Genomic DNA, 11,534 nt, shown 5'->3' with positions numbered 1-11,534 from the left:
GTCTGCACTGAACACCACACATGTCCGCCGGACAGATCTGCCCGGCGGACTCCGGGTGGTCACTGAGTACATCCCGTCGGTGCGTTCCGCATCCGTCGGGGTCTGGGTGGGAGTCGGTTCCCGCGACGAAGGACGAAGCGTCGCGGGTGCCGCCCACTTCCTGGAACACCTGCTGTTCAAGGCCACCCCGACACGTAGCGCAGTCGAGATAGCGCAGGCTGTCGACGCCGTCGGCGGTGAGCTGAACGCGTTCACCACGCGCGAGCACACCTGCTACTACGCACACGTGCTCGACTCCGACCTGGAACTCGCGGTCGACCTGGTGGCCGACGTCGTGTTGCGGGGGCGTTGTGCCACCGAGGATGTCGAGGTGGAGCGCGACGTCGTCCTCGAAGAGATCGCCATGCGCGACGACGACCCCGAGGACAGCCTCGGCGACGTCTTCCTCTCGGCGATGTTCGGCGATCACCCGGTGGGACGTCCGGTGATCGGCAGCGTCGAGTCGATCGAGACGATGACGCGCGCGCAGCTGCATTCGTTCCACGTTCGTCGCTACACACCGGAACGGATGATCGTCGCGGTGGCGGGCAACATCGACCACGACGTCGTGTTGTCCTTGGTGCGGCAGCATTTCGGTCCGCGGCTGGAAGCCGGGCGCACCGCGGTGGCTCCGCGTAAGGGCGCGGGACGGGTCGGCGGCAAGCCGTCGTTGCTCGTGGTCGACCGCGACGGGGAGCAGTCCCACGTGTCGCTGGGCGTTCGCACGCCCGGCCGGCACTGGGAGCACCGGTGGGCACTGTCGGTGCTCAATACCGCACTCGGCGGCGGTCTCAGTTCCCGCCTGTTCCAACAGATCCGGGAATCCCGCGGCCTTGCCTACTCGGTGTACTCGACGGTGGACACCTTCGCCGACAGCGGAGCGCTCTCGGTGTACGCGGGCTGTCAGCCGGAACGGTTCGACGAAGTGGTCCGGGTGACCACCGATGTCCTCGAAGGCGTTGCCAGAGACGGGATCACCGCCGACGAATGCCGCATCGCCAAGGGCTCGTTGCGCGGTGGGCTGGTGCTCGGGCTGGAGGATTCCGGATCCCGCATGCACCGGATCGGGCGCAGCGAGCTCAATTACGGTGAGCACCGGACCATCGATCACACGCTGGCCCAGATCGAGGCGGTGACCCTCGAAGAGGTCAACGCTGTGGCTCATCAGTTGCTGTCTCGCGACTACGGTGCCGCGGTTCTGGGCCCGTATCGCTCGAAAAAGACTCTGCCGCAACGCCTTCAAACTCTCGCGGGCTGAACCGCTACGCTGGGTCCGATGACCGGACTCTCGCGACGCAATGTTCTGATCGGTTCGCTCGTGGCGGCGGCTGCCGCCGGTGCCGGGGTGGGTAACGCCGCACCGGCCCTCGCGGTCCCGGTCGACGACCAGATCGCCGAACTGGAACGTCGCGACAACGCCCTGATCGGCTTGCACGCGGCCAATCTGGATTCCGGTCGGACGCTCGTGCACCGACCCGACGAGATGTTCGCGATGTGCTCGACGTTCAAGGGCTACGCCGCCGCGCGGGTGTTGCAGATGGTCGGGCGCCGCCAGATTTCGCTGGACAACCGGGTGTTCGTCGATCCGGAGGCGATCGTGCCGAACTCTCCGGTCACCGAGACCCACGCCGGTGCCGAGATGACGCTGGCGGAGTTGTGCCAGGCAGCGCTGCAGCGAAGTGACAACACCGCGGGCAACCTGCTGCTGAAGACGATCGACGGACCGGCCGGCATCACCGCCTTCGCCCGCAGCATCGGAGACGAGCGCACGCGGTTGGATCGCTGGGAGGTCGAGCTGAACTCGGCGATACCCGGTGACCCGAGGGATACCTCCACCCCGGCTGCGTTGGCGCTCGGGTACCGCGCGGTGCTGGCCGGTGACGCGCTGAGCCCAACGCAGCGCCGCCAGTTGGAGGACTGGATGCGGGCCAATCAGACCTCGAGCGTGCGTGCGGGGCTTCCCGAGGGCTGGACCACCGCCGACAAGACCGGCAGCGGTGATTACGGCAGCACCAACGACGTCGGGATCGCCTACGGGCCGAACGGCCAACGGTTGCTGTTGGCGGTGATGACGCGGTCGCAGGCCGACGACCCGAAGGCCGACAACCTGCGTCCGCTCATCGGTGAGTTGACGGCGCTGATCCTGCCGTCGCTACTCTGAGTGCTCGGCGGATTCGATTGCCGTCGAGCCGTTCTCGGTGTCCTGGATCGCGATCTGGCGGGCGCCGGCGGGGTTCTGCGACAACGGCACGCGTACGGTCAGGATGCCACGCTCGTAGCCGGCGGTGATGTTGTCCTCGTCGGCCTCGGCAGGCAGCGTCACGGTGCGCAGGAACGAGCCGTAGGAGAACTCCGACCGGGCGGTGGTGTCGGCGCGCTCCGAACGCTCGGCCTTAACCGTCAGCTGGCCGTCGGCCACGGTGATCTGGACGTCGTTGGCCGGGTCGATGCCGGGGATCTCGGCGCGCAGCTCGTAGTGGTCCTCGGTGACCTCGTCCTCGATGCGCATGAGGTTGCGCTCGAAGATCGGCCGCAGGCGGGGGAACGGGGTGATCCCGGCGAAGAACTCCGAGAGTTCGGGCAGCAACGGGCGAGGCTGGTGCGCGACGGGCAGGTTGACCATGGGTGACTCCTCAGTCCTGGAACGTCGATCGGAGGAAAAGGCCTTGTAACGCTTGCCCTTTCGATCCAAGCACTGACGTGGAGCCACTGGCCGAATGCGTGGTGAACAGCGCGCGTACGCGTGGCTGCTAGGTCACCCGCATCGAGTCGTCGCGCTGCAGGACGAAGAAATACGGCGCGCGAGAGTTCCGCAGGTCCATCGCCCCGATCACGGCGTCGTCGGTCAGTCGCCGGAATACGTCGTTGATGGGCAGCTGGTCGTACACCATCGTCGCGGTGTCCACTCCGCGGTAGCGGGTGGTGCGCAACCTGGCCTTGGGCGCGCGGGTCTGCAGCAGTGGCCGCAACGCCGCGATCGGCGCCGTCATCGACCGGTTCCGAAGCAGGGGGATCTTGGTCGACACCGCGAGGCCGCCGAATGCCGGCGCCGGGTTCAGGGCCCACAGCGATGATCCGTTCGCGGCGGGGAACAGCAGCGGGTGAACGGTCTCGCCGTCGACGAACTGCTTACCCCACCAGCCACTGGCTTCCAGCAGGCCATCCATCGGATGCCCGGTGGGCAACTCGGCACCGTGCCAGGTGCCGAGCATGAACTCGGGCTCGACGGCCGCGGCCGCGTCGAAGACGTCCAGCGCCTCACTGGTGGTCATCGGAACGGTGGGGAACAACTGCTGCAGCATGGACGCCACCATACTTGACACGTGTCAATTATGGTGGCCTCGGGAGTGCAGATCGCCCGGCCGAGGGTTCGGCCGGGCGATCGCGAGGTGTTCTTCTTACGCCAGGAACGGCGCCGGATCGGTGAACGGCAGGTCGAGATCCATGGCGACCTGCTCGGACAGCAGTCCGCCTTCGTGGGTCGAGAGGCCCTTGGCCAGCGCCGGGTCGCTCGCGCAGGCTGCCTGCCAGCCCTTGTCGGCCAGCTTGAGCACGTACGGCATGGTGGCGTTGGTCAGCGCGAACGTCGACGTGCGCGGCACCGAGCCGGGCATGTTGGCCACGCAGTAGAACACCGTGTCGTGAACGGCGAACGTCGGGTCGTCGTGGGTGGTGGGCCGAGAATCCTCGAAACAGCCACCCTGGTCGATGGCGATGTCGACCAGCACCGCGCCCGGCTTCATATGGGCCACGGTCGAATTGGTGACCAGCTTGGGGGCCTTGGCGCCGGGGATCAGCACCGCGCCGATCACCAGGTCGGCCTTCTTGACGGCCTCTTCCAGCTCGAGCGACGACGAGTAACGGGTCTCGATGCTTCCGTTGTTCTCGTTGTCGATCTTGCGCAGTGTGTTGATGTTCAGGTCGAACACCGTGACGTGGGCGCCCATGCCCTTGGCGATGCGGGCGGCGTTGTAGCCTGCGACGCCACCGCCGATGACGACGACCTCGGCCGGTGCCACACCGGGCACGCCGCCCATCAGTACGCCGCGGCCGCCCTGGGTGCGCATCAGGTGGTAGGAACCGACCTGTGCGGACAGCCGGCCGGCGACCTCGCTCATCGGGGCCAGCAGCGGCAGCGCGCCATCAGCCGTCTGCACCGTCTCGTAGGCGATCGACGTGGTGCCCGAGGCGAGCAGCGCATCGGTGCATTCCTTGGATGCCGCCAGGTGCAGGTAGGTGAACAGGGTCTGGCCCTTGCGCATGCGCGAGTACTCGGCCGCGATGGGTTCTTTGACCTTGAGGAGCAGTTCGGCATCGGCCCAGACCTGATCGGCGGTGGTGACGATCTGGGCGCCTGCGGCCTTGAAGTCGTTGTCGGTGATGGCCGAGCCTTCGCCCGCGCCGGCCTGAATGATCACGTCGTGGCCGCGTCGGGTCAGTTCGGCGACGCCTGCCGGGGTGATCGCCACGCGGTACTCGTTGTTCTTGATCTCGGTCGGGATACCGACGAGCATGATCGCTCCTTCAATGTTGGGGTGCTGAAAATAAGTGTGAAGAAACGTCGATTAATGAGCAATATCTCCGTTTAATATTCGTTACAGTCATCGAATGCCGGAAGAATCGTCAAACTCGCCGGGCCGCGCGACCCGTTCGCCGAAGGATGTTCGGCCTGAACTCGACGAGGTGGACCGTCGCATCCTGCTGGTACTGCACGCCGACGCCCGGATATCCAACAGCGCGCTGGCCGACGCGGTCGGTGTCGCCGCCTCGACCTGTCACGGTCGGGTCCGCAGGCTCCAGGAGATCGGAGTGATCCGGGGCTTCTATACCGACATCGATCCGGCGGCCGTGGGGCTGAGCCTGCAGGCGATGATCTCGGTCAGCCTGCAGTCGAACGCGCGCGGCAAGATCCGCAACTTCATCGCCCATATCCGCCGACTGCCGCAGGTGATGGACGTGTACTTCCTGGCCGGGGGAGACGATTTCATCCTGCACGTGGCCGCTCGGGATACCGAGGATCTACGGGCGTTCGTGGTGGAGCACCTCAATGCCGACGCCGATGTCGCGGGCACACAGACCTCGCTGATCTTCGAGCATCTGCGCGGGGCATCACCGCTCTGAGGTCACTGCGCCCGCAGGACCAGCCCGTTGCCGTCGGTGGCGGAGAGCTTCAGCTCGTCGGCGTCGATGGCGGTCTGGACCGTGCCCTTGAGCACCCGCAACACGGCCTGTTCGACCTCGCCGACCTCCGGTGCGCAGGCCATCCGGGTGGTAGCAAGCGGACCGAACTCGATGACGGCCGGCGACCCGGAAACGGTTGCACGGCCGGTGATCCGGTTGCATCCGGTCGAGCCACTGACGGCGCCGTCGTCGGCGATGGTCAGCGTCGGCGTGGACTGTTCGAGCGCGACGGAGGTGGTGACCGCCTGCGCCGACACCAGGCTCGTGACCTGCCAGGTGGTGCCGGTGAGCGGACGATCCGGGTCGGCCACCTTCTTGTCCCGCAACGTGACGGTCGCGGCGTCCGTTCGCAACGTCAGGGCGTCGCCGGACAGGGACCAGGTCGGCTTGGCGTCGAAGAACTTCGAAACCCACGCATCCGAATCGCCGACCGGTGGCGCGCAGGCCATCATCGTCATGGCCAGTTGGGTGGTGATCCGGCCGTCGGCCAGATCGGCGGTGCCCGAACCATGGTTACAGCCGGCGAAGGTGCTGATCAGTTTCCCGTCGAAACCGACGGTCAGCGGCCCGCCGCCCGGGATCTGGTCGCCTTCGACCTTCTCCGACACAAACGTGCGGCCGTTGAGGTCGGCCGCGTCCGCGGCCGCGTTGTCCGAGCAGCCCATGAACGCGAGAACAGCGACGGCGAACGGTACCAGCGGGATCAGACGCATCGTTCCACCGTAGATGGCGAATGCATGTGCGCTGCGCGTACTCGCAATCAGGTTGCCTGACAGTTCAATTTCACCGTCGTTCTGACTCGCATCGACGCCCGCGCCGGCCCTGTCCGTTGGTGCGGGTGATCCAGTTGCCGGGGCCGGCGAGCGGGACGTTACCTCAGTTACTTCTACCCACGCGATGTGACGCACGCCTTGCTGCGGTCGCAATTTGATGTTTGCCGCACTCGGCGCCTTGCAGTTGCAGTCGTCTCTGATCGTTTGCGAGAGTTCTGCTCGCTCACTCGCTGGCTGCTGACCAACTGGTTGGCCGCGTCAACAAGTTGGAGGTTTGCGCGTGGCCTCATCCGGCGCGACATCGCGGGTCCGGCCCGATCGGCGGTTCAAGCACTGGCGGTACGACCCGCCGTACAAGACAGCGAGCGCGGGGATGATCATCGTGCTGGTTTCGGTGCTGACGTTGACGTGGATGCAGTTCCGGGGCGTTTTCGAGGAGAAGACGCAGCTGACCGTGTTGTCCGGTCGGGCTGGTCTGTCGATGGATCCGGGTTCGAAGGTCACCTTCAACGGTGTGCCGATCGGTCGGTTGGCGTCGATCGATGTCGTCACCGTCGACGACAACCCCGAGGCCAAGCTGACCTTGGACGTCAAGCCTCAGTACCTGAAGCTGATCCCGGAGAACGTGACCGCCGAGCTGCGGGCCACGACGGTGTTCGGCAACAAGTACATCTCGTTCCTGTCGCCGTCCAATCCGTCGCCGAACCGGTTGACGCCGGGTACGCCGATCCGCGCGCAGGGCGTGACCACGGAGTTCAACACCCTGTTCGAGACGATCACCGCGATCTCCGAGCAGATCGACCCGATCAAGCTGAATCAGACGTTGACCGCGACCGCTCAGGCTCTGGATGGGTTGGGTGACAAGTTCGGTCAGTCGATCGTCAACGGCAATGACATCTTGAGCGATCTCAATCCGCGTATGCCTCAGATTCGCCGTGACATCGCTGGATTGGCCGATCTGGGTGAGGTGTATGCCAATGCGGGTCCGGATCTGTTCGATGGTCTGACCAATGCGGTCACCACGGCGCGCACGCTCAACGAGCAGCGCGGGAATCTGGATCAGGCGTTGGTGGCCGCGGTGGGCTTCGGCAACACCGGCGGGGACATCTTCGAGCGCGGCGGGCCCTATCTGGTGCGCGGCGCCCAGGACCTGCTGCCGGGCAGCGAGATGCTGGACCGCAACAGCCCGGCGTTGGCGTGTTCTGTCCGCAACTATGCGGAGGCCGCTCCGAAGTTCGCCGCCCAGACCCGCAACGGCTACGCCCTTGAGCTGCATGACTTCCTGATCGGCGTGGGCAACCCGTACGTCTATCCCGACAACCTGCCGCGGGTCAACGCCAAGGGCGGGCCCGAGGGCCGGCCCGGCTGCTGGCAGCCGGTCACCAAGGACCTCTGGCCGGCGCCGTACCTGGTGATGGATACCGGTGCCTCCATCGCCCCGTACAACCACCTCGAGATGGGCCAGCCGCTGGTTTCCGAGTACGTGTGGGGCCGTCAGGTCGGCGAGAACACCATCAACCCCTAGGTCGAGCCCAAGGGCCGACCAGCCGTTCCACGATTCAAACGTTCGTTCGACATCACGGCAGATTCGACGGTTGTGGGTGCAGTGACAAACGAGGTCGACGTTGTCTGCAACCGGCCCGATACCGCCGGCAAGCATGGGCAGTAGGCTCCCAACCATGCGAGTTGGTGTTCTCGGGGCTAAGGGCAAAGTCGGCGCGACCATGGTGCACGCGGTCGAATCCGCGGAGGATCTGACATTTTCGACCGGGGTCGATGTGGGCGACCCGTTGACGTTGCTCACCGACACCAAGACCGACGCGGTCATCGACTTCACCCATCCCGATGTGGTGATGGACAACCTGAAGTTCCTCATCGACAACGGCATTCACGCGGTCGTCGGCACCACCGGATTCACCTGGGAGCGCATCGAACAGGTCGAGGCCTGGCTCAAGGAGAAGCCCGAGGCCGCGGTGCTGATCGCGCCGAACTTCGCCATCGGCGCCGTGCTCTCGATGCACTTCGCCCAACAGGCGGCGCGCTACTTCGAATCGGTCGAGATCATCGAATTGCACCATCCGCACAAGGCCGATGCGCCGTCGGGCACCGCCGCACGCACCGCAAAGCTCATCGCCGAGGCGCGAAAAGGCATGCCGCCCAACCCGGACGCCACCAGCACCGGACTCGACGGCGCCCGTGGCGCTGACGTGGACGGCGTGCCGGTGCACTCGGTGCGACTGGCCGGGCTGGTCGCCCATCAGGAGGTGCTGTTCGGAACCCAGGGTGAGACGCTGACGATCCGGCACGACAGCCTGGACCGGTCCTCGTTCGTGCCGGGTGTACTGCTGGCCGTGCGCAAGATCGCCGAGCGGCCGGGTTTGACCATCGGCATTGAACCGCTGCTCGATCTGTCGTGAGTGACGGCGCGCGGTCGCTGCGCATCCAACTGGTGATCGGCTTCATGTGCCTGGCGCTGATCGTCTACTTCCTGATGCTGGGACGCGCCGCGTTCGTCTTCATCACCTCGGGGGAGCCGGCCGCGATCGGACTGGGTGTCGCGCTGCTGGCGTTCCCGCTGATCGGTGTCTGGGTCCTGGTCACCACATTGCGTGCGGGTCTGGCGCACCAGCGGTTGGCCCGCCTGGCACGTGAGCAGGGAATGGAACTCGACGTCAGCGAGCTGCCGACGCGGCCGTCGGGGCGCATCGAACGCGATGCCGCCGACGAATTGTTCATCACGGTCAAGGCCGAACTGGAGGCCGACCCGGACAACTGGGTTCGCTGGTACCGGCTGGCCCGGGCCTATGACTTCGCCGGTGACCGCGGCCGCGCGCGCGAGACCATGCGTACCGCGGTGCGGATGCAGGAGCAACGCCCGGCATGACCAAGACACTGCTGGTGGTGCATCACACGCCGTCTCCGGCGACGCGAGAGCTCCTGGAAGCAGTGCTGGCCGGAACGCACGATCCGGACATCTCGGGTGTCACGATCGAATCGAAGCCCGCGTTGGCTGCAACCGTCACCGACATGCTCTCCGCTGACGGCTACCTTTTCGGCACCACAGCCAATTTCGGCTACATGAGCGGTGCGCTGAAGCACTTCTTCGATACGGTGTACTACCCGAGTCTCGATCATGTGGCCGGGCGTCCGTACGGGCTGTGGGTGCACGGCAACAACGACACGGTCGGTGCGGTGAGCGCGGTCGACAAGTTGGTGACCGGGCTGGCGTTGGTCAAAGCGGCTGACGTGCTTGAAGTTACGGGAGTGGTGGACGGATCCGTCCGGGAACGCGCCTACGAGTTGGGCGGCACGCTGGCTGCCACTCTGATGGACTGACGAGAGGACAGCTATGCCGGGGATTGCCGAACTTGCACTCGGAGCCGCGCCCATCGCCGGTGGTGCGATGCTCGGGGTGATCGCAGGCAACCTCAAGCCGCCGGACATCCGCGGCATGATCACCAAGGATCTCGATCTGCTGGACCGGTTGCCCGCCGAAGACGTCGAACGGAAAGCTCGGCTCAAGGCCAGCATCGACGAACGGATCGACGGCTTGATCGATGCGAGTGATCGCAGTCGCGAAATCCGTGAAGCCGCGATGTCCTACCGTGGGAACTGGCGGGACATCGTGGTTTTCGTCTGTGCGCTGCTGTTCACGTTCATCTGGTGGAACGTCAGTCACAGCCGGTCCAACTGGCTGGTGATGTTCATCGCGATGATCATCGTGTCCGTCGCCGCGGGCATCTATGCCGGGCGCGGAATAGTCCGCGCCGTCAACACCTTCCTGCACCGCAACGACCCCAAACCTCAGGCCTGAGCGAACCTCAGTAGTGGTACGTGTCGGACGGGGCCGGCACGTGGTCCGGATCGTCGCTGTACTCGGGTTCGTGGATGCCGTACGCCCTGGCCAGATCCAGGATCTTGTTGGCCCGGGCGATCCGGGGTAGGTCCGACCCGTTGCGGATCTCCCCGCCGTCACGCTGGAACTCGGCGAAAAACTCCTTGGCCCAGCTGATCTCGTCCTGAGACGGTGCCAGGCCCTCGTTGACGGTCGGGCACTGGTCGGGCGTCAGGCAGATCTTGCCGGTCATGCCGAACTCGGCGGAGACCGCCGTGGCCTCTGACAGCCGCAGCGCACTTGACCCCACGGTGGGTCCGTCGATGGCGCCGGGGAGCCCGGCCGCCTTGGCGGCGATGGTGAACCGCGACCGCGCATACGCCAGGGTTGCTGGGTTGTCGCCGAAACCGGTGTCGCGCCGGAAGTCGCCGATGCCGAACGCCAGCCGGAATGCTCCCTTGGCAGAGGCGATCTCGGTGATCCGCTCCAGGCCGCGGGCGGTCTCCACCAAGGCGACGATCGGCACGTCGGGCAGGCGGCGCGCGGTCTCGGTGACGTGATCCACCGATTCCACCATCGCCAGCATGACGCCGCCGACCGATGTGCCGATCAACATCTCCAGGTCATCGGCCCACCACGGGGTGCCGAAGCCGTTGATCCGGACCCAGTCGCTGTTGCCGTCGCCCAGCCATCGGGTCACCTTCTCGCGCGCGGACACCTTGTCCTTGGGGGCCACCGCATCCTCGATGTCGAGGACGACGATGTCGGCGCGGGAGCGGGCCGCAGGGGCGAACCGCTCATACTGCGCGCCGTTTACCAGCAACCAGCTCCGGGCCAGTACGGGGTCGATTCGGAACCCGGGCTCGGTGGGATGGGACTCGTCGGAGAAGGGCTGGTCATACACGCCGTCAATCGTCGCTTACCGCCTACGCCGGGGCGAAAGCGGCCCCGAACACCCGCTCGGTGTTCTCCCAGTGCCGCTTTGCGGCGGCCTCGTCGTACACCGCCGTGTGGTCGGGTACCGCAAAGCCGTGCGCTGCGGGATAGAACTCGATGGTGTGGTCGACGGCGGCGCCCGACAGCGCGTCCTCCAACCTCTTGCCGTCGTCCTCGGTGAAGGAGGCGTCGTTCTCGGCCGCGGCGACGTAGACCGTCGCCCGGATCTTGTCGGCCAGCAGGTGCGGGCTGTCCGGATCGTCCTCCACGGCCAGCCTGCCGCCGTGGAAGGACAGCGCGGCCGCGACCCGCTCGGGCACCCGCGTGGCCACGATCAGCGACGCCCGCCCGCCCATGCAGTAGCCGGTGGTGCCGAACTTGTCGCCGGAGACGTCGGGCCGGCCCGCGAGGTAGTCGAAGAACGCCTCGGCGTCCGCGGCGAAGACCTCCGGGGTGAGAGTGCCCATCAACTCGAAGAGCTGCCTGCGCTGCTCCTGATCGGTGAACACGGTGTTGAGGTCGAAGGGGCCCCAGCCCGGGGTTCGGTAGTAGACGTCGGGCACCAGCACGACGTAACCGAATCCGGCCAGCTCGGCAGCCATCTCTTCCATGGTCGGGCGCAGGCCGCCGGCATCGGGGAACATCACGACCCCGGGCCAGGGGCCGTCGCCCTCCGGCGTGGCGATGGTGACGCGGCAGGTGCCGTCAGCGGTGGTGATCGTGTCTGTGGTGGTCGGCATGGCTACCGTTCTACTCCCCGCAGCGACACG

Annotated in this window: 14 protein-coding genes; 8 read left to right on the top strand and 6 right to left on the bottom strand. The window is 66.2% G+C overall.

Annotated elements, in window-relative coordinates:
- Positions 1-7: 7 nt before the first annotated feature.
- Both ACNQR1_RS24710 and bla read left to right on the top strand, forming a co-directional pair.
- Positions 8-1,297: a M16 family metallopeptidase gene (locus ACNQR1_RS24710; RefSeq protein ID WP_418050486.1), complete on the top strand. Its 1,290-nt coding sequence runs from the start codon at positions 8-10 to the stop codon at positions 1,295-1,297.
- Between the two features lie 18 nt (positions 1,298-1,315).
- Positions 1,316-2,200, top strand: coding sequence for a class A beta-lactamase (gene bla, locus ACNQR1_RS24705; protein WP_418048301.1), 885 nt, complete (start codon positions 1,316-1,318; stop codon positions 2,198-2,200).
- Here the strand turns inward: bla and ACNQR1_RS24700 are convergent.
- From ACNQR1_RS24700 to ald, 3 genes are all read right to left on the bottom strand, one after another.
- Entirely contained in the window at positions 2,192-2,662 is a 471-nt protein-coding gene (locus ACNQR1_RS24700) for an Hsp20/alpha crystallin family protein (protein ID WP_064884319.1), read from the bottom strand. The genes bla and ACNQR1_RS24700 overlap by 9 nt on opposite strands.
- A gap of 127 nt (positions 2,663-2,789) precedes the next feature.
- Positions 2,790-3,353: a DUF4334 domain-containing protein gene (locus ACNQR1_RS24695; RefSeq protein WP_418050485.1), complete on the bottom strand. Its 564-nt coding sequence runs from the start codon at positions 3,351-3,353 to the stop codon at positions 2,790-2,792.
- A gap of 84 nt (positions 3,354-3,437) precedes the next feature.
- The gene (gene ald / locus ACNQR1_RS24690) at positions 3,438-4,553 is read right to left on the bottom strand and encodes an alanine dehydrogenase (RefSeq protein ID WP_418048300.1); all 1,116 of its coding nucleotides are present in this window, start codon (positions 4,551-4,553) and stop codon (positions 3,438-3,440) included.
- A 94-nt stretch (positions 4,554-4,647) separates the two neighbouring features.
- Between ald and ACNQR1_RS24685 the strand changes: the two genes are divergently transcribed.
- Positions 4,648-5,160, top strand: a complete 513-nt coding sequence (locus ACNQR1_RS24685) for an Lrp/AsnC family transcriptional regulator (RefSeq protein WP_418048299.1) — start codon at positions 4,648-4,650, stop codon at positions 5,158-5,160.
- Positions 5,161-5,162: 2 nt separating this feature from the next.
- Here ACNQR1_RS24685 and ACNQR1_RS24680 read toward each other — a convergent pair whose 3' ends face one another.
- Entirely contained in the window at positions 5,163-5,933 is a 771-nt protein-coding gene (locus ACNQR1_RS24680; protein ID WP_418048298.1) for an META domain-containing protein, read from the bottom strand.
- Positions 5,934-6,366: 433 nt separating this feature from the next.
- On the opposite strand from ACNQR1_RS24680, the gene ACNQR1_RS24675 reads away from it, so the two are divergent.
- From ACNQR1_RS24675 to ACNQR1_RS24655, 5 genes are all read left to right on the top strand, one after another.
- The gene (locus ACNQR1_RS24675; protein ID WP_418050484.1) at positions 6,367-7,518 is read left to right on the top strand and encodes an MCE family protein; all 1,152 of its coding nucleotides are present in this window, start codon (positions 6,367-6,369) and stop codon (positions 7,516-7,518) included.
- 154 nt (positions 7,519-7,672) lie between these two features.
- Positions 7,673-8,410 (top strand): 4-hydroxy-tetrahydrodipicolinate reductase, encoded by a 738-nt coding sequence (gene dapB / locus ACNQR1_RS24670; protein ID WP_418048297.1) that lies wholly within the window; start codon positions 7,673-7,675, stop codon positions 8,408-8,410.
- On the top strand, positions 8,407-8,877 hold the full coding sequence (locus tag ACNQR1_RS24665; protein ID WP_418048296.1) for a hypothetical protein: 471 nt from the start codon (positions 8,407-8,409) through the stop codon (positions 8,875-8,877). The genes dapB and ACNQR1_RS24665 overlap by 4 nt, the downstream gene beginning before the upstream one ends.
- A complete protein-coding gene (locus ACNQR1_RS24660; RefSeq protein WP_418048295.1) occupies positions 8,874-9,329 on the top strand; it encodes a flavodoxin family protein in 456 nt (151 codons plus the stop codon). The genes ACNQR1_RS24665 and ACNQR1_RS24660 overlap by 4 nt, the downstream gene beginning before the upstream one ends.
- Before the next feature lie 13 nt (positions 9,330-9,342).
- On the top strand, positions 9,343-9,807 hold the full coding sequence (locus ACNQR1_RS24655) for a hypothetical protein (RefSeq protein WP_418048294.1): 465 nt from the start codon (positions 9,343-9,345) through the stop codon (positions 9,805-9,807).
- A gap of 7 nt (positions 9,808-9,814) precedes the next feature.
- Here ACNQR1_RS24655 and ACNQR1_RS24650 read toward each other — a convergent pair whose 3' ends face one another.
- Complete coding sequence (locus ACNQR1_RS24650) at positions 9,815-10,732, bottom strand: HpcH/HpaI aldolase/citrate lyase family protein (RefSeq protein WP_418048293.1); 918 nt, start codon at positions 10,730-10,732, stop codon at positions 9,815-9,817.
- A 22-nt stretch (positions 10,733-10,754) separates the two neighbouring features.
- Positions 10,755-11,504 (bottom strand): dienelactone hydrolase family protein, encoded by a 750-nt coding sequence (locus ACNQR1_RS24645; RefSeq protein ID WP_418048292.1) that lies wholly within the window; start codon positions 11,502-11,504, stop codon positions 10,755-10,757.
- Between the last annotated feature and the right edge of the window lie 30 nt (positions 11,505-11,534).

This window comes from Mycobacterium sp. 48b, assembly GCF_048282725.1.
GTDB lineage: Bacteria > Actinomycetota > Actinomycetes > Mycobacteriales > Mycobacteriaceae > Mycobacterium.
This window is presented reverse-complemented; position numbering and strand designations above follow the sequence as displayed.

Bases quoted from the DNA above. Each gene is read 5' to 3' on its own strand.
- ACNQR1_RS24700 (WP_064884319.1), bottom strand. From the start codon at position 2,662: ATGGTCAACCTGCCCGTCGCGCACCAGCCTCGCCCGTTGCTGCCCGAA.
- ACNQR1_RS24695 (WP_418050485.1), bottom strand. From the start codon at position 3,353: ATGGTGGCGTCCATGCTGCAGCAGTTGTTCCCCACCGTTCCGATGACC.
- ACNQR1_RS24680 (WP_418048298.1), bottom strand. From the start codon at position 5,933: ATGCGTCTGATCCCGCTGGTACCGTTCGCCGTCGCTGTTCTCGCGTTC.
- bla (WP_418048301.1), top strand. From the start codon at position 1,316: ATGACCGGACTCTCGCGACGCAATGTTCTGATCGGTTCGCTCGTGGCG.
- ald (WP_418048300.1), bottom strand. From the start codon at position 4,553: ATGCTCGTCGGTATCCCGACCGAGATCAAGAACAACGAGTACCGCGTG.
- dapB (WP_418048297.1), top strand. From the start codon at position 7,673: ATGCGAGTTGGTGTTCTCGGGGCTAAGGGCAAAGTCGGCGCGACCATG.
- ACNQR1_RS24645 (WP_418048292.1), bottom strand. From the start codon at position 11,504: ATGCCGACCACCACAGACACGATCACCACCGCTGACGGCACCTGCCGC.
- ACNQR1_RS24685 (WP_418048299.1), top strand. From the start codon at position 4,648: ATGCCGGAAGAATCGTCAAACTCGCCGGGCCGCGCGACCCGTTCGCCG.
- ACNQR1_RS24655 (WP_418048294.1), top strand. From the start codon at position 9,343: ATGCCGGGGATTGCCGAACTTGCACTCGGAGCCGCGCCCATCGCCGGT.
- ACNQR1_RS24675 (WP_418050484.1), top strand. From the start codon at position 6,367: ATGATCATCGTGCTGGTTTCGGTGCTGACGTTGACGTGGATGCAGTTC.
- ACNQR1_RS24660 (WP_418048295.1), top strand. From the start codon at position 8,874: ATGACCAAGACACTGCTGGTGGTGCATCACACGCCGTCTCCGGCGACG.